The following is a 22966-nucleotide window of genomic DNA, read 5'->3' as shown; positions in this document are numbered from 1 at the left end:
GGAGCGTCTATGTTAAGGGTCTACCACTCAAATCGTCTGGATGTGCTGGAAGCACTGATGGAGTTTATCGTTGAGCGCGAGCGGCTTGACGATCCTTTTGAGCCTGAAATGGTGCTGGTGCAGAGCACCGGTATGGCGCAGTGGCTGCAAATGTCGCTTTCCCGCAAGTTTGGTATTGCCGCGAATATTGATTTCCCGCTGCCTGCGAGCTTCATCTGGGAGATGTTTGTCCGCGTGTTGCCGGATATCCCGGAGCAGAGCGCCTTCAACAAGCAGGCCATGAGCTGGAAGCTGATGGCGCTGCTGCCGGAAATGCTGCAGCACGATGAATTTGCCATGCTGCGCCACTACCTCAATGACGATACCGACAAGCGCAAGCTGTTCCAGCTGGCGTCGCGCACTGCCGATCTCTACGACCAATACCTTGTTTACCGCGCTGACTGGTTAATTCGTTGGGAAGCGGGCGAGTTGGTTGAAGGCCTGCCGGAGGCGCAAATATGGCAGGCCCCGCTGTGGAAAGCGCTGGTGGAGCATACCGAGAAACTGGGCCAACCTAAGTGGCACCGTGCCAATCTCTACGATCGGTTTATCTCAATACTTGAAAATGCGTCGGAACGCCCGGCCCGACTGCCGTCACGCGTTTTTATCTGCGGGATATCCGCATTACCCCCTGTCTATCTGAAGGCGCTGAATGCGCTGGGTAAACATATTGATATTCATATTTTGTTTACCAACCCTTGCCGACAGTATTGGGGGGATATTCTCGACGAACGCTGGCTTGCACGGCTGGTAACTCGCCAACGAAAACGCCTTTTTGAAGAACGATCCATCCCGCTGTTTAAAGACGGCTCGACGGCCGGGCAGCTTTTCGATGAAGACGGTATCCAGAACCTGCCCAATCCGCTGCTTGCCTCGTGGGGGAAGCTGGGGCGTGACTACATTCACATGCTTTCAGACATCACTTCCTCAGGTGAAGGTGATGTGGATGCCTTTGTTGAGATCGCCCCGGACTGCCTGCTGCATAATATTCAGTTAGATATTCTGGATCTGGAAAACCGCGCCGTCATGGGCGTGACGGCGAACGAGTTCGAACGCAGCGACAATAAGCGAAAACTGGATCCTGACGATCGCAGCGTCACGATCCACGTTTGCCACAGCCCGCAGCGTGAGGTCGAAGTGCTTCACGACCAGCTGCTGGCGATGCTGCAGGAGGATCCCGATCTGACGCCACGCGATATCGTGGTGATGGTGGCGGATATCGATAGCTACAGTCCCTTTATTCAGGCCGTCTTTGGCAGCGCGACGGGGGAACGGTACCTGCCTTATGCGATATCTGACCGTCGTGCCCGCCAGTCGCATCCGGTATTGCAGGCGTTTATCACTCTCCTGTCACTGCCGGATAGCCGGTTTATCTCCGAAGATGTCCTGGCGTTGCTGGATGTTCCCGTGCTGGCCGCACGCTTCAACATTAATGAAGAGGGTCTGCGCTACCTTCGTCAGTGGGTGAATGAGTCTGGCGTGCGCTGGGGGATCGATGACGATAACGTTCAGGAGTTCGAGCTTCCCGCAACCGGACAGCACACCTGGCGATTTGGCCTGACGCGTATGCTGTTGGGCTATGCCATGGAAAGCAGCCAGGGTGAGTGGAATGAGGTGCTGCCTTACGATGAGTCCAGCGGGTTAATTGCTGAACTGGTGGGGCATTTAGCATCGCTATTAATGCAGCTTAACCGCTGGCGATATGCGCTGTTGCAGCCGCGTCCACTTGAAGAATGGCTCCCGGTCTGCAGGGCGTTACTCAATGATTTCTTCCTGCCGGACAATGACACCGAAGCGGCGATGGCGCTCATTGAAACCCAGTGGCAGGCTATCATCGACGAAGGCGTGAATTCCCACTACCACGAGGCCATCCCGCTGTCGCTGTTGCGTGATGAGTTGACGCAGCGGCTTGACCAGGAGCGAATCAGCCAGCGTTTCCTGGCGGGGCCTGTCAATATCTGCACCCTGATGCCCATGCGTTCTATCCCGTTCAGGGTGGTCTGCCTGCTTGGCATGAACGACGGTGTGTATCCGCGCGCGCTGCCGCCGCTGGGGTTCGACTTAATGAGCGCAAACCCAAAACGGGGCGATCGTAGCCGCCGCGATGATGACCGCTACCTCTTCCTTGAAGCGCTCATTTCCGCGCAGAGCAAGCTCTATATCAGCTATATCGGCCGTTCTATTCAGGACAACAGCGAGCGTTTCCCCTCCGTACTGGTGCAGGAGCTGGTGGACTATATCGGCCAGAGCCACTACCTGCCGGGAGATGAAGAGCGCAACTGTGATGAAAGCGAGCAGAGGGTGAAAGCCCATATCACCTGTTTCCACAGCCGCATGCCGTTTGACCCGGTGAACTATATTGCCGGCGAGCGCCAGAGCTATGCCCATGAGTGGTTACCGGCGGCGAAAAAAGAGGGGAATGCGCATACCGATTTCATTCAGGAACTTGACCCGCGCCCCATCGACACCCTGACCTTCGAGCAGCTTCAGCGGTTTTGGGCACATCCGGTGCGCGCCTTCTTCCAGCAGCGACTGCAGGTCAACTTCCGCTCTGAAGAGAGTGAAATTCCTGATGCAGAACCGTTTACGCTGGAAGGTCTGGAGCGCTACCAGTTAAACCTGCAGCTGCTGAATGCGCTGGTTGAAGAGGAAGATGCGGACAAACTTTACCGTCGCTACCGTGCTGCGGGTCAGCTGCCCTACGGAGCGTTTGGGGAGATCGTCTGGGAGGCGCAGTGCCAGGAGATGACCGCTCTGGCAGAGCGCGTAAGAGCGTGCCGACAGCCGGGGAAAAGTATTGAAATTGATCTCAACTGCAACGGGGTACAGCTCACGGGCTGGTTAACCCAGGTACAGCCGGATGGGCTGCTGCGCTGGCGGCCCTCAATGCTAAGCGTTTCGCAAGGATTGCAACTCTGGCTGGAACATCTTGTCTACAGTGCGGGTGGGCATAAAGGCGAAAGCCGCATTTTCGTGCGCAAAGAGGGCGAATGGCGCTTCCCGCCGATGGAAGCCGAGCAGGCGTTAGGTTATCTGTCTTTGTACATTGAAGGCTACCGTCAGGGAATGAACAAACCGCTCCTGTTACTACCGGAAAGTGGCGGCGCCTGGATAAAAGCCTGTTATGACGCGCAGAATGATGCGATGTTAACGGATGAGGCTTCGCTCCAGAAAGCGCGCAGTAAGTTTATGCAGGCCTATGAAGGAAACATGATGGTGCGGGGTGAAGGTGAGGATGTCTGGTATCAGCGTTTGTGGCGAGCGCTCGAGCCAGAATACTTTGAGGCTATCACGGAAGAGGCGCAGCGCTACCTGTTGCCGTTGTTTAGATTTAATCAGTCCTGAGTGCTGTATAAAAATTGCGCAGATAAAGGTGTTCATTTATGATGCACTTCTTATCACGGACTGATGTACCCAAAGAAAGAGATGTTGGCGTGTCCAGCACGCAGTTTGTTAATGATGTAGCCGTGATAAAGAGGTCGTAATGCCAGGCAGCACCTTGTTTAAAGCGTTTGTTTTGTTTATTGCCCTTTGGGCGCCCGTCACTCACGCAGACTCCGGTTGGCAACCCGTTCAGGAAACTATCCGTAAGAGCGAAAAAGATACCCGTCAATATCAGGCTATTCGCCTTGATAACGGGATGACCGTGCTGCTGGTTTCCGACCCGCAGGCGGTGAAATCCCTGTCGGCATTAGTGGTGCCGGTTGGGTCGCTGGAAGATCCTGACGCTCATCCTGGGCTTGCACACTATCTGGAACATATGACGCTGATGGGGTCAAAAAAATACCCGCAGCCAGATAGCCTGTCCGAATTTCTGAAGATGCATGGCGGTAGCCACAATGCCAGTACGGCACCGTACCGCACGGCCTTTTATCTCGAAGTTGAAAATGATGCGCTGGAAGGGGCGGTCGATCGCCTTGCTGATTCCATTGCCGCGCCGTTGCTGGATAAAAAATACGCCGATCGTGAACGCAATGCGGTGAATGCCGAGCTGACCATGGCCCGCACGCGAGACGGTATGCGCATGGCGCAGGTCAGCGCCGAAACCATCAACCCTGCGCACCCGGGTTCGCGCTTCTCCGGCGGTAATCTGGAAACCTTGAGCGACAAACCGAACAGCCCGGTGCTGGATGCCCTGCACGCGTTTCGCGATAAATACTACTCCGCCAACCTGATGAAAGCGGTCATCTACAGCAATAAACCGTTGCCGGAGCTGGCAGCCATGGCGGCCAAAACCTTTGGCCGGGTGCCGAATAAAAATATCGACCTGCCGCAAATAACCGTTCCGGTGGTCACGGACGCGCAAAAAGGCATCGTGATCCACTACGTTCCTGCCATGCCGCGCAAAGTGCTGCGCGTGGAATTCCGCATTGATAACAACACGGCACAGTTTCGCAGTAAAACCGATGAGCTGGTCACCTATCTGATTGGTAACCGTAGCCCGGGTACGCTGTCTGACTGGCTGCAAAAGCAGGGGCTGGCGGAAGGCATTCGCGCCGACTCCGATCCGGTTGTGAACGGCAATAGCGGCGTGCTGGCGATCTCCGCGACCCTGACTGACAAAGGACAGGCCAACCGTGATGAAGTCGTAGCGGCTATCTTTAGCTACCTCTCCTTACTGCGTGAGAAAGGCGTCGATAAGCGCTATTTTGATGAACTCGCGCACGTGCTGGATCTCGATTTCCGCTACCCGTCCATCACCCGCGACATGGATTATGTGGAGTGGCTGGCGGACACCATGATCCGCGTGCCGGTGGAACATACCCTCGACGCGGTGAATATTGCCGACCGGTATGATGCCGGGGCGTTAAAAGACCGCCTGGCGATGATGACGCCGGAGAATGCCCGCATCTGGTACATCAGCCCGAACGAACCGCATAACAAGACGGCGTACTTTGTCGATGCCCCTTATCAGGTGGATAAAATCAGCGCCCAGACCTTCGCCGACTGGCAGAAGAAGGCCGGTGAGATTGCGTTGAAGCTGCCGGAGCTGAACCCCTATATTCCGGATGACTTCTCGCTGATCAAAACGACGAAAGATTACCCGCATCCGGAACTCATCATTGATGAGCCCACGCTGCGCGTCGTGTACACCCCAAGCCGCTATTTCGCCAGCGAGCCAAAGGCCGATGTCAGCGTGGTGCTGCGTAACCCGAAAGCCATGAACAGCGCCAAAAATCAGGTGATGTTCGCGCTCAATGACTATCTCGCCGGTATCGCGCTCGATCAGCTCAGCAACCAGGCCGCCGTGGGCGGGATCAGCTTCTCCACCAACGCCAATAACGGTTTGATGCTTAATGCAAACGGCTATACCCAGCGCTTGCCTCAGCTGTTCCAGGCCCTGCTGGAGGGCTACTTCAGCTACACGCCGACGGAAGAGCAGCTTGAGCAGGCTAAATCCTGGTATGCCCAGATGATGGATTCAGCCGAGAAGGGCAAGGCTTACGATCTGGCGCTTATGCCGGCGCAAATGCTGTCTCAGGTTCCTTATTTCCAGCGTGAGGATCGCCGCGCGCTGCTGCCTTCCATCTCCTTAAAAGACGTGCTGGCGTACCGCGATGCGCTGAAAACCAACACGCGTCCGGAGTTCCTGATCGTCGGCAACATGAGTGAGGATCAGGCCAAAACCCTGGCGCAGAATGTTCGCACTCAGCTCGGCTCTAAAGGCGACGAGTGGTGCCGCAACCAGGACGTGCTGGTTGAGAAAAAGCAGAATGTGATCTTTGAAAAAGCGGGTAACAGCACGGATTCCGCGCTGGCCGCGGTCTTTGTGCCAACGGGCTACGATGAATTCGCCAGTTCAGCGCAGAGCGCCGTGCTGGGACAGATTATTCAGCCGTGGTTCTATAACCAGTTACGCACAGAGGAGCAGCTTGGCTACGCGGTGTTTGCCTTCTCCATGAACGTCGGTCGTCAGTGGGGGCTGGGTTTCCTGCTGCAAAGCAGCGATAAACAACCGGCGTATCTCTGGCAGCGTTACCAGGCCTTCTTCCCGCAGGTGGAAGCAAAACTGCGTGCCATGAAGCCGGAAGAGTTTGCCCAGATCCAGCAGGCCGTCATCGCGCAGGTGATGCAGCCGCCGCAGACGCTGGGTGAAGAAGCCTCGCAGCTGAGCAAAGATTTCGATCGCGGTAATCTGAAATTTGATTCGCGTGATAAAGTAGTGGCCGAGATAAAACAGCTGACGCCGCAGAAGGTTGCCGACTTCTTCCATCAGGCGGTCATTAAGCCGCAGGGAATCACCATCCTGTCCCAGGTTTCCGGTAGCCAGAACGGGAAAACGGAATACGTGAACCCGAAAGGCTGGAAAGTCTGGAAGAGCGTCAGCGCGCTGCAGCAATCTATGCCCTGGAGTAAGAAAGAATGACCGATACCGCTGAGTCCCTTGATCCCTTACGTTTACCTCTGCAGGGTGAACGATTGATTGAAGCCTCAGCGGGAACGGGAAAAACCTTCACCATTGCCGCCCTCTATCTGCGTCTTCTGTTAGGGCTTGGCGGCAACGCCGCTTTTCCGCGCCCTTTGAGCGTGGAAGAGCTGCTGGTGGTCACCTTCACCGAGGCCGCTACGGCGGAGCTGCGGGGCCGTATTCGTACCAATATCCACGAGCTGCGCATTGCCTGTCTGCGTCAGAGCACGGATAACCCCCTCTACGCGAGCCTTCTGGAAGAGATTGCCGATAAGCAGCAGGCAGCCCAGTGGCTGCTGCTCGCTGAACGGCAGATGGACGAAGCGTCCGTCTTTACCATTCACGGTTTTTGCCAGCGCATGCTGAGCCTGAACGCGTTCGAGTCCGGTATGCTGTTCGAACAGCAGCTCATTGAAGATGAGTCCGTGCTTCGCTATCAGGCCTGCGCGGATTTCTGGCGTCGCCACTGCTACCCCTTACAGCGCGATATTGCCGAAGCGGTACACGCGCTCTGGAAAGGCCCGGAGGCGCTGCTGCGCGCGATCGATCGTTATCTACAGGGGGAAGCGCCGGTCATCAAATCCCCGCCGCCGGCAGATGATACCCTGGCCTCGCGGCATGAAAAAATCATCGCGAAAATTGCGGACATCAAGCAAAAGTGGATGGAGTCAGTCGGCGAGATTGACGCCATTATCGAAAATTCTGGGATTGACCGTCGCAAGTTCAATCGTGGCAATCAGGGAAAATGGATCGACAAGGTCAGCGCCTGGGCGCAGGAAGAGACGCGGGGCTACCAGCTCCCGGACGCGCTGGAGAAATTCTCCCAACGTTTCCTGGCTGAGCGGACAAAAGCCGACGGCATTGTGCCTGAGCATCCCCTGTTTGTGGCGATTGAAACCCTGCTGGCGGAGCCCCTTACGCTCAACGATCTGATGATCGCTCGCGCCATGACGGAAATTCGTGAGGCCGTGGCGCGCGAAAAGCGCCGCCGTGGCGAGCTGGGGTTCGACGATATGCTGAGCCGCCTGGATGCGGCGCTGTGCAGTGAAAATGGCGAAGCGCTTGCCGCCGCGATTCGCACCCGCTTCCCGGTGGCGATGATAGACGAATTCCAGGACACCGACCCTCAGCAGTACCGCATTTTCCGCCGTATCTGGCGCCAGCAGCCCGACACCGCGCTGCTGTTAATCGGCGATCCGAAACAGGCCATCTACGCCTTCCGCGGTGCGGATATTTTTACCTATATGAAGGCACGCAGCGAGGTTGCCGCGCACTACACGCTCGATACCAACTGGCGCTCCTCTCCCGGCATGGTGGAAAGCGTCAACGCGCTGTTTAGCCGCATGGATACGGCGTTTATGTTCCGTGAGATCCCGTTTCAGCCGGTAAAATTTGCCCCGAAAAACGCCTCGTTGCGCTTCGAGTTTAACGGCGTGACGCAGCCTGCCATGAACTTCTGGCTGCTGGATGGGGAAGGCTGCGGCGTTGCCGACTATCAAAATGCCATGGCCCAGCACTGTGCTGCGCAAATCCGTGACTGGCTCAGTGCGGGAGCGCGGGGCGAGGCGCTGCTGTGGAAGGGGGATAACTCCACTCCGGTAAAGGCATCGGATATTACGGTGCTGGTGCGCAGCCGTCAGGAGGCCGCATTCATCCGCGACGCCCTGACGTTACTGAATATCCCCTCCGTCTACCTCTCGAACCGCGACAGCGTCTTTGAAACGCTGGAGGCGCAGGAGATGTTATGGCTGCTGCAGGCCGTGCTGGCCCCGGAGCGGGAAAGTACATTGCGCAGCGCATTAGCCAGCGCGATGCTCGGACTGAACGCGCGCGATATTGATGCGCTCAACAATGACGAAGCCGCGTGGGATGCGGTGGTGGAAGAGTTTGTCCACTACCGGGAAAGATGGCAGAAGCGCGGCGTGATGGCGATGGTGCGCGAGCTCATGGCTCAGCGGCACATTGCCGAGAATATGCTGGCTACCGCAGGCGGGGAGCGGCGGCTAACCGATATTTTGCACATCAGCGAACTCTTGCAGGAGGCGGGTACGCAGCTGGAGAGCGAGCACGCCCTGGTGCGCTGGCTGGCGCAGCAGATTGCCGATCCGAACAGCAATTCCTCCAGCCAGCAGATGCGCCTCGAGAGTGATAAACATCTGGTGCAGATCGTCACCATCCACAAGTCGAAAGGCCTGGAATATCCGCTGGTCTGGCTGCCGTTTATCGCCAATTACCGCGTGCAGGATCAGGCTTTTTACCACGATCGCGAGTCTTTTGAGGCGGTGCTCGATCTCAGCAACGCGGAGTCCAGCGTTGAGCTGGCAGAGGCCGAACGTCTGGCGGAAGATTTGCGCCTGCTCTACGTGGCGCTGACCCGCTCGGTATGGCACTGCAGCCTGGGCGTTGCGCCGCTGTTCCGTCGCCGTGGCGAAAAGAGCGGAGAGAGCGATTTTCATCTGAGCGCGCTGGGGCGGCTTATTCAGCAGGGTGAACCCAAAGACGCGGCGGGCCTGCGCCAGTGCATCGAATCGCTTTGTACTGATCATGTTGCCCTGCATATTCCATCGCTGCCCGACAACAGCCGCTGGCACATGCCGGAGCCGCACGAGTCAGATCTCCATGCCCGTCGGGTGATACGCACGATTGCCGACGACTGGCGCGTTACCAGCTACTCCGGCTTACAGCAGCACGGGCAGAGTATTGCGCAGGATCTGATGCCAAAACTGGACGTGGATGCCGCAGGCGCCGGTAGCGTACCCGCTGAGCCGGTGCTGACGCCGCACCAGTTCCCGCGCGGCGCCTCGCCGGGCACGTTTTTACACAGCCTGTTTGAAGAGCTGGATTTTACCCAGCCGGTTTCCGAAGAGTGGGTGCTGAAGATGCTACAGAGCGGTGGTTACGACGCGCAATGGCAGCCGGTTCTTACTGAATGGATCAGCGCGGTTCTGCACGCCCCGCTCACCGCACAGGGGATCTCGCTTAGCCAGTTGACCGCCAAAGATAAGCAGGTGGAGATGGAGTTTTACCTCCCCATCGCCAGCCCGCTCAGGGCCGAGGCGCTTGATGCGCTGATCCGCGAGTACGATCCGCTATCCGCCGGGTGCCCGCCGCTGAACTTCCGCCAGGTGCAGGGAATGCTAAAAGGCTTTATCGACCTGGTTTTCCGCCACGACGGGCGCTACTACCTGCTGGATTACAAATCGAACTGGCTGGGCGAAGACAGCACAGCCTATACCCAACAGGCGATGGCGTCGGCTATGCAACTGCATCGCTACGATCTGCAGTACCAGCTTTATACCCTGGCGCTGCACCGTTACCTGCGCCATCGTATTGCCGATTACCGTTACGACGCGCATTTTGGTGGCGTGATTTACCTGTTCCTGCGCGGCGTGGATGCCAACGACCCGCGTTCCGGCGTCTTTAGCACGCGTCCGGCTGTGGAGCTGATTGAAAAAATGGATAACCTGTTTGCCGCAGGCACGGAGGAGATGGCATGACGATGCAGGCGCTACTGCTGGACGCGGTTGAACAACGATTACTGCGCCACCTGGACGTGCAGTTTGCCATGATGGTGGCAGGCGAGGAGCCAGCCGTCATGCTTGCCGCCGCGATTCTGAGCAAAGACGCGGGGGAGGGGCACGTATGCCTGCCGCTGTCGCGTCTGGCGGTGGATGAGAAAATGCCGCCGGCTTTACAGGCGTGTTTCGCGCTGCTGGGTGACGCACTGGACTGGCAGGCGATACTACGCGGTTCGCCTGCCGTGAGCGGAGCCGATACCGGGACGCCAATGATTCTGGTCGGCGAGCGTTTGTATCTTAACCGGCTGTGGCGTAACGAACTGACGGTGGCGCGCTTCTTCAGCGAGACCAACGCCCCGCTTCCCTGCGATGAAACGCAGCTCCGGCAAACGCTGGATGCGCTGTTTTCCTCTGACGAGGCGACAGACTGGCAGAAAGTGGCGGCAGCCGTGGCCTTAACGCGTCGGATCTCGGTGATTTCAGGCGGACCGGGCACCGGGAAAACGACCACCGTGGCAAAACTGCTTGCCGCGCTAATTCAGCTGTCGGGTGAGCAAAAGTGCCGTATTCGCCTGGCGGCCCCCACCGGTAAAGCCGCGGCGCGTCTCACGGAATCGTTAGGCGGCGCGCTGCAAAAGCTGCCGCTTACCGGGGAGCAGCTGGCGCTTTTCCCCAACGAAGCCAGCACGCTACACCGTTTGCTTGGCGCTCAGCCCGGCAGCCAGCGTTTGCGCTACCATGCCGGTAATCCCCTGCACCTGGATGTGCTGGTGGTGGATGAGGCGTCGATGATTGACCTGACGATGATGTCGCGTTTGATTGATGCCCTACCGCCGCACGCGCGCGTTATTTTCCTGGGCGATCGCGACCAGCTTGCCTCCGTGGAGGCAGGGGCTGTGCTGGGCGATATCTGCACCTATGCCAGCCTGGGATATACCGCAGAACGCGCTCAGGAGCTCGCCCGTCTCACCGGATGCTCGCTCACCTCTGAAAACCATTCGCTTGCAGGAGCGCTGCGCGACAGCCTGTGTCTGCTGCAGAAAAGCTACCGCTTCGGCAGCGATTCCGGTATCGGCCAGCTTGCGGCGGCCGTGAACCGGGGCGACCGGCGCACAACCACTGCGGTGTTTGACGGCACCTTTACGGATATTGAGAAAAAATCGCTGCAGACCGGGGAAGAGTATCAGGCGATGCTGGATGATGCCCTGCAGGGGTATCAGCACTTTCTGACGGGCGTACAACAGCAGCGTTCGCCGGAGCAGGTCATTGCCGCGTTTGGTGAATATCAGCTGCTTTGTGCGCTGAGGGAAGGTCCCTTTGGTGTCCGGGGCCTGAACGACAGGCTGGAACAGCTGCTGGTGCAAAAGCGTAAAATAAACCGCACCCCGCACTCGCGCTGGTATGAAGGGCGACCGGTGATGATTTCCCGCAACGACAGCGCGCTGGGGTTGTTTAACGGGGATATCGGGATTGCGCTCGACTGCGGCCAGGGGCTGCGCGTCTGGTTCCAGATGCCGGACGGGAGCGTGAAGTCTTTCCAGCCCAGCCGTTTGCCCGAGCATGAAACCGCCTGGGCGATGACGGTGCATAAGTCCCAGGGCTCCGAGTTTAACCACGCGGCGCTGATCCTGCCCACGCAGCTTTCCCCCGTCATTACCCGCGAGCTGATCTATACCGCCATTACGCGCGCGCGTCAGCGCCTGTCGCTGTATACCGATGAACGCGTGCTGGTGCAGGCGATTGCCACCCGCACGGAACGCCGAAGCGGGCTGGGCGCGATATTTGAGTCCCTCTGAACGAACGCCCTCGCCGTACGGTGAGGGCGTCGTATCATCCCAGGTCCGCCATCAGCACTTTTGAACGGCGCTGATAGTTGTACATCTCTTTCTTCGTTTCCGGCAGAGAATCGATATCCACCGGCGTGAACCCGCGCTCCTGGAACCAGTGAATGCTGCGCGTCGTCAGGACGAACAGCTTGCTCAGCCCCATCTGGCGCGCCTGTGCCGCCACGCGCTCAAGCAGCATTTCACCGCGTGAAGAGCTGCGGTAATCAGGATGCACCGCCACGCAGGCCATTTCACCGATCTTCTCTTCCGGGAACGGATAGAGCGCGGCGCAGGCAATCGTCAGGTTATCGCGCTGAATAATGGTGAATTTGTCGATTTCCATCTCAAGCTGCTCGCGTGAACGACGCACCAGAATACCCTGCTGTTCCAGCGGGCGGATCAGCTCCAGAATACCGCCGATGTCGTTGATGGTGGCGCGGCGGATCTGCTCTGCGCTCTCCATGACAATCTGCGTACCAATACCGTCGCGGGAGAACAGCTCCTGCAGCAGGGCGCCGTCTTCCTGATAGCTGATCAGGTGGCTACGACGCACGCCGCTGCGGCAGGCCTTCACGGCGCCACGCAGGAAGCGGACCGTGCCGGAGTGATAATCGCCTTCGGCTTCCAGCGCTTCCACGCGGGCCTGGGCTTCATTCGGGAAGAGTTCCGGCACGATCGTTCCTTCATCATTCACGACGCCCTGGGAGGAGCAGAACCCAATCATTTTTTCCGCCTTCAGCTTGATCGCCAGCTGCGTGGCGATCTCTTCGGACGTCAGGTTAAAGCTTTCGCCGGTCACGGAAACGGCGACCGGGCCCATCAGGACGATGGCGCCGCTGTCCAGCTGGCGGTGAATGGCTTCTTCATCAATACGACGAATGCGGCCGCTGTGGCAGTAATCCACGCCATCGTCCACGCCGAGCGGCTGGGCAATGATGAAGTTGCCGCTCACGACGTTGATATGCGCGCCCTGCAGCGGCGTGTTGTTCAGGCTCATGGACAGGCGAGCGGTGATATCCAGCTGCAGCAGACCTGCCGCCTGCTTCACCAGCTCAAGGGTTTTGGCATCCGTGACGCGGGTATGCTTGTGGTAAATCGGCTCGTGATGGTGAGCGGCCAGGTTAGCGTCGATCTGCGGGCGCGCGCCATAGACCACCACCAGGCGGATCCCCAGGCTGTGCAGCAGGCCAATGTCATTGACGATGCTGGAAAAATTTTCATGCTCAATGGCTTCGCCGCCAAGCATTATGACAAACGTTTTTCCTCGATGGGCGTTGATATAGGGAACAGAATGGCGGAATCCCTGGACCAGTTCGGTTCTACGTTCCTTCACCATGGCACAACCCTTAATGAATGTTTATTCGTAATTTCTGTATTTTTATTCGATTATAGCCGCGTGTGCAAGCGCAAATTTTCCGCGACCCACAGAAAATGATAAGTAATCCGTGCGTTAGCGTATGATTGTTTACCCTTTTATAGATGACAGTTTATGCGTCATTCGTTAAAGTTTTCGGTCAATCTGGACATTTTGTATATCAGTCAGTGTTCTTGCTCGGGAGAAGCATGTCGGGATCCAATTCAGCAATAAGCCGCCGCCGTTTGTTAAAAGGGGCCGGGGCAATGTGGTTGCTTAGCGTCAGTCAGGTCGGTCTTGCCGCCACCAGTCAGGTCGTGGCGGTGCGCGTCTGGCCATCGTCGACCTATACGCGCGTGACGGTCGAATCCAATCGCGTGCTGAAATATAAGCAATTTGCCCTCAGCAACCCGGAACGTGTGGTGGTGGATCTCGAAGGCGTTAACCTCAACTCCGTGCTGAAAGGGATGGCGGCGCAGATCCGCGGCGACGATCCGTTTATTAAATCGGCGCGCGTCGGGCAGTTCGATCCGCAAACCGTGCGCATGGTGTTTGAACTGAAGCAGAACGTGAAGCCGCAGCTGTTTGCCCTGGCGCCTGTCGCGACGTTCAAAGAGCGCCTGGTCATGGATCTCTACCCGGCCAATGCGACGGATATTCAGGATCCACTTCTTGCCCTGCTGGAAGATTACAACAAAGGCGATCTGCAGCGTCAGGTTCCGCCGGCGCAAAGCGGTCCGCAGCCGGGGAAAGCAGGGCGCGATCGTCCGATTGTGATCATGCTCGATCCAGGCCACGGCGGCGAAGACTCCGGTGCGGTGGGGAAATACCGCACGCGTGAAAAAGACGTGGTTCTGCAAATTGCCCGTCGTCTGAAGGCGCTGATTGATAAAGAAGGCAATATGCGCGCCTATATGACGCGTAATGAAGACGTCTTTATTCCGCTGAAGGTCAGGGTGGCGAAAGCACAGAAGCAGCGCGCAGATTTGTTCGTCTCGATCCATGCGGATGCGTTTACCAGCCGTCAGCCAAGCGGCTCGTCGGTGTTTGCGCTCTCAACCAAAGGCGCGACCAGTACCGCAGCAAGATACCTGGCGGATACCCAGAACGCCTCGGACCTGATCGGTGGCGTGAGCAAAAGCGGCGACCGCTACGTCGACCACACCATGTTCGACATGGTGCAGTCGCTGACCATTAACGACAGCCTGAAGTTTGGTAAAGCGGTGCTGGGCAAGCTGGGCAACATCAATAAGCTGCACAAGAACAGCGTTGAACAGGCCGGATTTGCGGTACTCAAGGCGCCGGATATCCCGTCCATCCTGGTTGAAACCGCGTTTATCAGTAACGTGGAAGAGGAGCGTAAGCTCAAGACGGCAAAATTCCAGCAGGAAGTGGCGGAGTCGATTCTGGCAGGGATTCGTGCGTATTTCTCTGACGGGGCGACGCTGGCGCGGCGCGGGTAGATCTTTTGGCCGGGTAAACGCCCGGCAAATTCACAAACGACAGATACAAAAAAACACCCTTAAGGGTGTTTATTGTTTTAGAAGTATTGGTTGCGGGGGCCGGATTTGAACCGACGACCTTCGGGTTATGAGCCCGACGAGCTACCAGGCTGCTCCACCCCGCGTCCGTCTTTCTACTCTCGCAGAAACTTACTTCTTCAAATTTGATTGGTTGCGGGGGCCGGATTTGAACCGACGACCTTCGGGTTATGAGCCCGACGAGCTACCAGGCTGCTCCACCCCGCGTCCGTCTTTCTACAGTCGTAGAAGATACTTCATCAAATTTTAATTGGTTGCGGGGGCCGGATTTGAACCGACGACCTTCGGGTTATGAGCCCGACGAGCTACCAGGCTGCTCCACCCCGCGTCCGTGGATGCGCACTATACTCGGATAGACTTGTGATGCAACCCCTTTTTCACATTTATCATGATTTTGTATGCAAATTGAACGACATGGCGCTGTTTGGACTATTTTTTGCGCAAAATTTGCCAAAGGGCATGCGATCGCATTTCATTAGCCCTGGCGGTTTGTTATCTTCATCACGCGGAAATGGGCAACTTAAAGACGAGACAGAATGAAAGGACGTTGGGCGAAGTATCTGATGGCGGGCGCAATGGTAGCGATTCTTGCGGCCTGTTCTTCCAAACCGACCGATCGCGGTCAACAGTATAAAGACGGGAAGTTATCCCAGCCTTTCTCTTTAGTTAATCAGCCTGATGCGGTCGGCGCACCGATCAATGCCGGTGATTTCTCCGAGCAGGTCTACCAGATCCGCAACGCGTCACCGCGTCTGTACAGCGCACAGAACAACGTTTATAGCGCGGTGCAGGACTGGCTGCGCGCGGGCGGCGATACGCGCAACATGCGCCAGTTTGGTATCGACGCCTGGCAGATGGAAGGGGCCGATAACTACGGCAACGTTCAGTTTACCGGCTACTACACCCCGGTTATCCAGGCGCGACACACGCGTCAGGGCGAGTTCCAGTACCCTATCTACCGTATGCCGCCAAAACGCGGCCGTCTGCCGTCGCGCGCTGAGATCTACGCCGGTGCGCTAAGCGAAAACTACGTTCTTGCTTACAGCAACTCCCTGATGGACAACTTCATCATGGACGTTCAGGGCAGCGGCTATATTGATTTTGGCGACGGCTCGCCGCTTAACTTCTTCAGCTATTCCGGTAAAAACGGCCACGCCTATCGCAGTATTGGCAAGGTGCTGATCGACCGCGGCGAAGTGAAGAAAGAAGACATGTCGATGCAGGCGATCCGCGAGTGGGGCGAAAAGCACAGCGAAGCCGAGGTGCGTGAGCTGCTGGAGCAGAACCCGTCGTTCGTCTTCTTTAAACCGCAAAACTTCGCGCCGGTGAAAGGGGCGAGTGCGGTACCGCTGATTGGCCGTGCGTCGGTGGCATCGGATCGTTCGATTATTCCTGCGGGCACCACGCTGCTGGCTGAGGTCCCGTTGCTGGACAACAACGGCAAGTTCAACGGCCAGTATGAGCTGCGTCTGATGGTGGCGCTGGACGTTGGCGGCGCGATCAAAGGGCAGCACTTCGATATCTATCAGGGCATTGGCCCGGATGCAGGCCACCGCGCAGGCTGGTATAACCACTACGGACGCGTGTGGGTGCTGAAGGCCGCACCGGGTGCCGGAAACGTATTCAGCGGCTGATTGTGGTATTCTGAGCGCAATACGGATTACTGTTCAGGGTGAGGAGAACCTCACCCTTTTTACATCTGAGGTGTTATGTCTGTGGTAATCAGCGATGCCTGGCGCCAGCGTTTTGGCGGCACGGCACGTCTCTATGGTGAAAAAGCCCTGCAGCTGTTTGCGGATGCGCATGTCTGCGTCGTGGGCATTGGTGGTGTGGGGTCGTGGGCCGCAGAAGCGCTGGCGAGAACCGGTATTGGCGCAATCACGCTGATTGATATGGATGACGTGTGCGTCACCAACACCAACCGTCAAATCCATGCCCTGCGTGATAGCGTCGGCCTGGCAAAATCTGAGGTCATGGCGGAACGTATCCGCCTGATTAACCCGGAATGTCGGGTCACGGTGATTGATGATTTTGTGACGGCAGATAACGTCGCTGAATACATGAGCAAAGGCTACAGCTATGTGATTGACGCCATCGACAGCGTGCGTCCAAAAGCGGCGCTGATCGCCTACTGTCGTCGTTACAAGGTTCCCCTGGTGACGACCGGCGGCGCGGGCGGGCAAATCGACCCTACGCAGATCCAGGTGGCCGATCTGGCGAAAACCATTCAGGATCCTCTTGCCGCCAAGCTGCGTGAACGCCTGAAAAGCGACTTTAACGTCGTGAAGAACAGCAAGGGCAAGCTGGGCGTAGACTGCGTGTTCTCGACCGAAGCGCTGGTCTACCCGCAGGCCGATGGTTCCGTGTGTGCGATGAAAAGCACGGCTGAAGGGCCAAAGAGAATGGATTGCGCCTCAGGCTTTGGCGCGGCCACTATGGTGACCGCTTCCTTTGGCTTTGTGGCGGTGTCTCACGCCCTGAAGAAGATGATGGCGAAGGCGGAACGTCAGGCCTGAGCCTGACGAGCGGCGTCCAGTACCGCCTCGTTGAGCGCGATCAACCCCTGACCGCGCGAGGCGCTGAGCTGCGCGCGCAGCCCCAGCTCATCAAATAACGCCAGCGGCGAATGCGCCAGCAGTTCCGCCGCGCTTTTCCCTTCCACTGCCGTCAACAATACGGCCAACAGGCCCCGCACGATGCGGCCTTCGCTGTCGCCGAAGAAGTGCATCTTCTCACCGGAAACGCTCACGCCCAGCCAGACGCGATTTTCACAGCCTGCAATCTCTTTCGCCTGCGCCTTGAGATCGTCAGAGAGGGTCGGTAACTGCTTACCGAGAAGAATCAGCTGGCGATATTTATCTTCCCACTGTGAAAGCGGGGCAAAGGTCTGTTTTAACGTCTCTTCAGTGATGACCGTGCCAAACGGATGTCCGGCTAAAGCAGCGCTAGTCATTAATCCACCAGTATTTCAAGGGCGCGGTCAACGGCGCTAACCAGCGCGTCGACATCGCTTTGGGTATTATACGGCGCAAACGAGGCGCGCAGCGTACCGCTTACGCCGAGCGCCGCCAGCAGCGGCTGGGCGCAGTGCTGTCCTGCGCGCAGGGCAATGCCGTATCCGGCCAGCAGCGTCACCATATCGCTATGATGCACGCCAGCAAAATCAAAGGCGAGCAGGCTGGAATCCTGAACGCGGAACGAGCGGAAACCCGGGCGCTTTTTCAGTTCTTCCTCTGCCAGCGTCGCCAGCCCCCGGCTCCAGCTTTCAGCCTGAACACTGTCTGTTTCTGCCAGCCACTCCAGCGCCGCGCTTAGGCCAATCACGCCGGCCACGTTCGGCGTACCGGCTTCAAGGCGATAGGGGACATCCTGCGTTCTGAAGCCCTCGAACGACACTTCAGCGATCATCTTGCCGCCCCCGAGCCAGGGCGTCATTTTTGCCAGAAGTTCCGGCTTGCCGTACAACACCCCAATACCGGTTGGCCCGTAGAGCTTATGTCCTGAGAAGGCATAGAAGTCAATATCCAGCGCCTGCACGTCGGCGGGGAAATGCACCACGCCCTGGGCGCCGTCGACCATCACCACCATCCCGCTGGCATGGGCTATCCGAATAGCCTGAGCCAGGTCCGGGCAACCACCGGTAACGTTGGACATCTGTCCGAGCGCCAGAATGCGGCTGCGGGGGGTAATCAACTCGGGGAGACGGGCCACATCGGGCAGAAGGTCTGCGCCCAGCGGAAGCTTCACCACGCGTGCACCCGTTTGTTCGGCCACCATCAGCCACGGCACCAGGTTGGCGTGATGTTCCGCCTCGCTGACGACGATCTCATCGCCCGGCTGAAGCAGCGGGCGCGCGTAGCACTGGGCCACCATATTGATGGCCTCGGTGGTGCCGCGCGTCCAGACGATATTTTTCCCGCTTTCGGCATTGATCAGGTGCGCCACGCGATCGCGTGCGGCTTCATAGCGCGCGGTCAGGCGCTGCGCTTCGGCAAACTGGCTGCGATGTACGTTGCCGGCGCTCAGGCTGTAGAACTGCTGCGTGGCCTCGATCACCGCCTGGGGCTTCAGGGCCGTGGCGGCGCTATCAAGGTAAATACCGGCATCGGCCAGTGCCGGAAACTGTGCGCGAAACTGCGCAGGACTGAAAGCGTTCATGGAATTCCTCGTGTCGATAGAGAGATCGTCGCGCAATTTCAGCGGCAGGGCAAGGAGGTTGATATCTATCAGATTTGTCTGCTTATCCTGGCGACCTCGAAAAAGCAGGTTATGCTAAATAGTGTTAGGCGGATGTTTTAGCCTGTTATAAATCGAGGTTTGAATAGCATTAATTGCTAAAGGAGAATAATCATGAATAAGACAGCTGCAATCATCTCTGCCTGTGCGTTTACTTTTGCCCTGAGCGCCTGTTCCGGTAACAACTACGTGATGCACACCAACGATGGTCGTTCCATCGTTTCGGAAGGGAAACCGACAACCGATAACGATACCGGGATGATTTCGTACAAAGATGCTAACGGGAACAAGCAGCAGATCAACCGCACGGACGTGAAAGAGATGAAAGAGATCGAGCATTAACCGATCGCAGGCGAAAAAAAAGCACCGCAAGTTGGCGGTGCTACATTAATCACTATGGACAGACAGGGTAAATGTACAGGAAGTGAAAAATTGGTAGCGTTGCTACCGTGGTCTGAATCGCAGACCAATTGCAAACACAACAACACAACATCACAACCGTAAGCCAAAAGCCCTTCAGAACACGCATTCCGAAAAAAGCTCTTCGTTCCGGCTCAGGAAGTGCCGCCACTATAGGTATTTGCTGGTAGTTCCTCAACGGACAAATTATAATGGCTCAGATAAAAAAAACTAATAGGTTAAACGTTGTTTCCTATTTGTTAAATTCCTTTAACATCTAAGCCATATAACCATGTCAAAGCGATTGCCCCCCCTCAACGCATTACGTGTTTTTGATGCAGCAGCACGTCACCTGAGCTTCACCCGCGCAGCCGATGAGCTTTTTGTGACACAGGCCGCAGTAAGTCACCAAATCAAGTCTCTGGAGGATTTTCTGGGCCTTAAGCTGTTTCGTCGACGCAACCGCTCGTTGCTGTTGACCGAAGAGGGGCAGAGCTATTTTCAGGATATTAAAGAGATTTTTTCGCAGCTTACTGAAGCCACGCGTAAACTACAGGCCCGCAGTGCAAAAGGTGCTCTGACTGTTAGTTTATTGCCCAGTTTTGCCATTCAGTGGCTGGTGCCAAGACTCTCAAGCTTTAACTCAGCTTATCCGGGGATAGACGTTCGAATCCAGGCCGTGGATCGTCAGGAAGACAAGCTGGCCGATGACGTGGATGTCGCGATTTTTTATGGGCGCGGTAACTGGCCGGGCTTGCGTGTTGAGAAATTATACGCAGAATATCTCCTGCCGGTCTGTTCCCCTCTGCTATTAACGGGCGACAAAGCGCTGAAGTCTCCCGCTGACCTGGCGCAGCATACGCTTTTGCATGATGCCTCTCGACGCGACTGGCAAACTTATACCCGTCAATTAGGTCTTACACATATAAACGTGCAGCAGGGACCCATCTTTAGCCACAGTGCGATGGTGTTACAGGCTGCCATTCACGGGCAGGGCGTGGCGTTGGCGAACAACGTCATGGCGCAGTCCGAAATAGAGGCAGGTCGCCTGGTCTGCCCTTTTAATGATGTACTGGTCAGCAAGAATGCGTTTTATCTGGTTTGTCATGACAGTCAGGCAGAACTGGGTAAAATAGCCGCCTTCCGGCAGTGGATACTGGCGAAAGCGGCAAGCGAGCAAGAAAAATTCCGCTTCAGGTATGAACAATAACGTTTGTGTGCCGGGCACGCATCAATTCAGGACTTAAACATGACCAGCCGATTCATGCTGATTTTTGCCGCGGTGAGTGGCTTTATTTTTGTTGCACTGGGCGCCTTTGGCGCACATGTCTTAAGCAAGTCGTTGGGCGCTGTAGAGATGAGCTGGATCCAGACCGGCCTTGAATATCAGGCGTTCCATACGCTGGCAATCTTTGGGCTGGCGGTGGCGATGCAGCGCCGTATCAGCATCTGGTTTTACTGGAGCAGCGTCTTCCTGGCGCTGGGTACGGTGCTTTTCAGCGGCAGCCTTTACTGTCTGGCACTTTCCCATTTACGCCTGTGGGCGTTTGTTACACCTGTCGGTGGCGTCAGCTTCCTGGCGGGTTGGGTATTAATGTTTATCGGAGCTATCCGTCTGAAACGCAAGGGCGTTGTTCATGAATAAGGTTGTTTTATATTGTCGCCCGGGGTTTGAGAAAGAGTGCGCCGCGGAAATTACCGATAAAGCGGCGAAGCGCGAAATCTTCGGCTTTGCCCGCGTAAAAGAAAACGCGGGCTATGTGGTATTCGAATGCTATCAGCCTGAAGATGCGGATAAGCTGGCGCGCGAGCTGCCGTTCAGCTCGCTGATTTTTGCGCGCCAGATGTTTGTCGCGGGTGAGCTGCTCAAAGACCTTCCCCCTGAAGACCGCATCACGCCAATCGTGGGCATGCTGCAGGGCGTGGTGGAGAAGGGCGGCGATCTGCGCGTTGAAGTGGCGGATACCAACGAAAGTAAAGAGCTGATGAAGTTCTGCCGTAAGTTCACTGTTCCGCTGCGCGCGGCGCTGCGTGATGCGGGCGTGCTGACGAACTACGAAACGCCGAAGCGTCCGGTGGTGCATATCTTCTTTATTGCACCGGGCTGCTGCTATACGGGCTACTCGTACACCACCAACAACTCTCCTTTCTTTATGGGCATCCCGCGTTTGCGCTTCCCGGCCGATGCGCCAAGCCGTTCTACGCTGAAGCTGGAAGAGGCGTTCCACGTCTTTATCCCGGCGGATGAGTGGGATGAGCGTCTGGCAAACGGCATGTACGCTGTCGATCTCGGCGCGTGCCCGGGCGGCTGGACCTATCAGCTGGTGAAACGCAACATGTGGGTATCGTCCGTTGATAACGGCCCAATGGCGCAAAGCCTGATGGACACCGGACAGGTCACCTGGCTGCGTGAAGACGGTTTCCGCTATCGCCCGAACCGCAACAACATCTCATGGATGGTGTGCGACATGGTTGAGAAACCGGCGAAAGTGGCCGCGCTGATGGCCTCCTGGCTGGTTAACGGCTGGTGTCGCGAGACCATTTTCAACCTCAAGCTGCCGATGAAAAAGCGCTATGAGGAGGTGTCGCAGAACCTGGCCTACATTCAGGAGCAACTGGACGAACACGGGATTAACGTGGAGATCCAGGCGCGTCAGCTGTATCACGACCGCGAAGAGGTGACGGTGCATATTCGTCGCTGGTGGGCGGCCGTAGGCGGGCGTCGCGACGAGCGATAGCACGTACTTTGTTTTGCCCGGTGGCGCTGCGCTTACCGGGCCTACAAAAACCCTGTAGTCGTTTTAACGTTCTAAGCGCAATTGCTGTAAATTCCCGTCCAGCTGTAAATCCGTCTGTAGCGTTGCGATTTCCCGGCAGATAAACGCCATCTCTTTATGCGCCTCCAGCTTCTTGCGCCATTTTTCGGGCTCCTCGTCCAGACGGGCGTAAATGCCCTCCAGACTCTGAAAATCGGTCAGCAACTGCGCGGCGCTCTTCGGCCCAATACCGGCCACGCCCGGAACTTTAGAGCTGCTGATGCCTGCCAGGCCCCAGTAATCCGGCAATTGCTCAGGCGATACGCCAAACTCGCTGGCAATGAACGGCGCGTCCAGCCAGCGTTTTTGAAAATAGTCGCGAATGCGAATAGTCGGGGAGAGCAGCTGGCAGTAGCCTTTATCCGTTGAAACGATCGTGGCCTGATGCCCGGCACTCGCCACCTTTACGGCCAGGGTGGCCGCGAGATCGTCGGCTTCATTTCCCTGTGCGCCCCAGCAGGGGACGCCCCGCTGTTCAAATGCGGCGCGCAGCATGGGTAATTCGGCGTGAAGATCGTCCGGCATCGGTGCGCGTCCGGCTTTGTAGTCGGGCAGACGCTGGTGCCGCCAGCCCGTGTTGCGGGCTTCGTCATCAAAAACCGCGACCGCGTGGGTGGGCTCGCTGTGGCGGATAAGCTGTTCCAGCGCGTGCAGGCAGGTGTCTTTACAGGGCGTCCCCTGTACCGCATGGATACGGCGAATCAGGTTAAGTGCATCGACGATAAGTAAATGAACGGCCACAGATAATCTCCCTTCTATCTCATGCAAGAAGGGTAACACTGTCAGCAGCGTGAAACTATGAATGGTGGGGAAATCAGGAAGAAGCCT

Annotated in this window: 15 protein-coding genes and 3 tRNA genes; 11 read left to right on the top strand and 7 right to left on the bottom strand. The window is 57.1% G+C overall.

Annotated elements, in window-relative coordinates; all coding sequences use genetic code 11:
- Positions 1–9: 9 nt before the first annotated feature.
- From recC to recD, 4 genes are all read left to right on the top strand, one after another.
- Complete coding sequence (gene recC, locus ACOTXI_RS14615) at positions 10–3384, top strand: exodeoxyribonuclease V subunit gamma (protein ID WP_058653952.1); 3375 nt, start codon at positions 10–12, stop codon at positions 3382–3384.
- A gap of 139 nt (positions 3385–3523) precedes the next feature.
- A complete protein-coding gene (ptrA, locus tag ACOTXI_RS14610) occupies positions 3524–6406 on the top strand; it encodes a pitrilysin (protein ID WP_058653951.1) in 2883 nt (960 codons plus the stop codon).
- Complete coding sequence (gene recB, locus ACOTXI_RS14605) at positions 6403–9945, top strand: exodeoxyribonuclease V subunit beta (RefSeq protein WP_058653950.1); 3543 nt, start codon at positions 6403–6405, stop codon at positions 9943–9945. Before ptrA ends, recB begins: the two co-directional genes overlap by 4 nt.
- Entirely contained in the window at positions 9942–11762 is a 1821-nt protein-coding gene (gene recD, locus ACOTXI_RS14600; RefSeq protein WP_023325996.1) for an exodeoxyribonuclease V subunit alpha, read from the top strand. Before recB ends, recD begins: the two co-directional genes overlap by 4 nt.
- Positions 11763–11796: 34 nt before the next feature.
- On the opposite strand, the gene argA is transcribed toward recD, so the two are convergent.
- Positions 11797–13128 (bottom strand): amino-acid N-acetyltransferase, encoded by a 1332-nt coding sequence (gene argA, locus ACOTXI_RS14595; RefSeq protein WP_008499655.1) that lies wholly within the window; start codon positions 13126–13128, stop codon positions 11797–11799.
- Positions 13129–13355: 227 nt separating this feature from the next.
- On the opposite strand from argA, the gene amiC reads away from it, so the two are divergent.
- Positions 13356–14609 carry an N-acetylmuramoyl-L-alanine amidase AmiC gene (gene amiC / locus ACOTXI_RS14590; RefSeq protein ID WP_021242006.1) on the top strand — a complete coding sequence of 418 codons (1254 nt, stop codon included), beginning with the start codon at positions 13356–13358 and terminating at the stop codon, positions 14607–14609.
- Between the two features lie 87 nt (positions 14610–14696).
- Here the strand turns inward: amiC and ACOTXI_RS14585 are convergent.
- From ACOTXI_RS14585 to ACOTXI_RS14575, 3 genes are all read right to left on the bottom strand, one after another.
- A tRNA-Met gene (locus tag ACOTXI_RS14585) sits at positions 14697–14773 on the bottom strand.
- Positions 14774–14817: 44 nt separating this feature from the next.
- Positions 14818–14894, bottom strand: a tRNA-Met gene (locus ACOTXI_RS14580).
- Between the two features lie 44 nt (positions 14895–14938).
- A tRNA-Met gene (locus ACOTXI_RS14575) sits at positions 14939–15015 on the bottom strand.
- Positions 15016–15223: 208 nt separating this feature from the next.
- On the opposite strand from ACOTXI_RS14575, the gene mltA reads away from it, so the two are divergent.
- Both mltA and tcdA read left to right on the top strand, forming a co-directional pair.
- Positions 15224–16321 (top strand): murein transglycosylase A, encoded by a 1098-nt coding sequence (gene mltA / locus ACOTXI_RS14570; RefSeq protein ID WP_021241890.1) that lies wholly within the window; start codon positions 15224–15226, stop codon positions 16319–16321.
- 75 nt (positions 16322–16396) lie between these two features.
- A complete protein-coding gene (gene tcdA / locus ACOTXI_RS14565) occupies positions 16397–17203 on the top strand; it encodes a tRNA cyclic N6-threonylcarbamoyladenosine(37) synthase TcdA (RefSeq protein ID WP_008499651.1) in 807 nt (268 codons plus the stop codon).
- On the opposite strand, the gene csdE is transcribed toward tcdA, so the two are convergent.
- Positions 17194–17640, bottom strand: a complete 447-nt coding sequence (gene csdE / locus ACOTXI_RS14560) for a cysteine desulfurase sulfur acceptor subunit CsdE (RefSeq protein ID WP_058653949.1) — start codon at positions 17638–17640, stop codon at positions 17194–17196. The two genes, tcdA and csdE, sit on opposite strands and share 10 nt — an antisense overlap.
- The gene (gene csdA, locus ACOTXI_RS14555) at positions 17640–18845 is read right to left on the bottom strand and encodes a cysteine desulfurase CsdA (protein WP_058653948.1); all 1206 of its coding nucleotides are present in this window, start codon (positions 18843–18845) and stop codon (positions 17640–17642) included. The genes csdE and csdA overlap by 1 nt, the downstream gene beginning before the upstream one ends.
- A gap of 192 nt (positions 18846–19037) precedes the next feature.
- Between csdA and ACOTXI_RS14550 the strand changes: the two genes are divergently transcribed.
- The 4 genes from ACOTXI_RS14550 to rlmM all read left to right on the top strand — a co-directional run bounded on the left by ACOTXI_RS14550 (position 19038) and on the right by rlmM (position 22060).
- On the top strand, positions 19038–19265 hold the full coding sequence (locus ACOTXI_RS14550) for a YgdI/YgdR family lipoprotein (RefSeq protein WP_008499648.1): 228 nt from the start codon (positions 19038–19040) through the stop codon (positions 19263–19265).
- A 349-nt stretch (positions 19266–19614) separates the two neighbouring features.
- Positions 19615–20532 (top strand): glycine cleavage system transcriptional regulator GcvA, encoded by a 918-nt coding sequence (gcvA, locus tag ACOTXI_RS14545; RefSeq protein WP_008499647.1) that lies wholly within the window; start codon positions 19615–19617, stop codon positions 20530–20532.
- 39 nt (positions 20533–20571) lie between these two features.
- Complete coding sequence (locus ACOTXI_RS14540; protein WP_058653947.1) at positions 20572–20967, top strand: DUF423 domain-containing protein; 396 nt, start codon at positions 20572–20574, stop codon at positions 20965–20967.
- Complete coding sequence (gene rlmM / locus ACOTXI_RS14535; protein WP_021241891.1) at positions 20960–22060, top strand: 23S rRNA (cytidine(2498)-2'-O)-methyltransferase RlmM; 1101 nt, start codon at positions 20960–20962, stop codon at positions 22058–22060. The genes ACOTXI_RS14540 and rlmM overlap by 8 nt, the downstream gene beginning before the upstream one ends.
- A gap of 63 nt (positions 22061–22123) precedes the next feature.
- Here rlmM and xni read toward each other — a convergent pair whose 3' ends face one another.
- Positions 22124–22879: a flap endonuclease Xni gene (xni, locus tag ACOTXI_RS14530; RefSeq protein WP_421633942.1), complete on the bottom strand. Its 756-nt coding sequence runs from the start codon at positions 22877–22879 to the stop codon at positions 22124–22126.
- Between the last annotated feature and the right edge of the window lie 87 nt (positions 22880–22966).

The organism is Enterobacter cloacae complex sp. BZL2005 (assembly GCF_049238885.1).
GTDB lineage: Bacteria > Pseudomonadota > Gammaproteobacteria > Enterobacterales > Enterobacteriaceae > Enterobacter > Enterobacter roggenkampii.
Note: the sequence above shows the minus strand (reverse complement) of the source record. Positions and strands in the feature narration are given on the sequence as shown.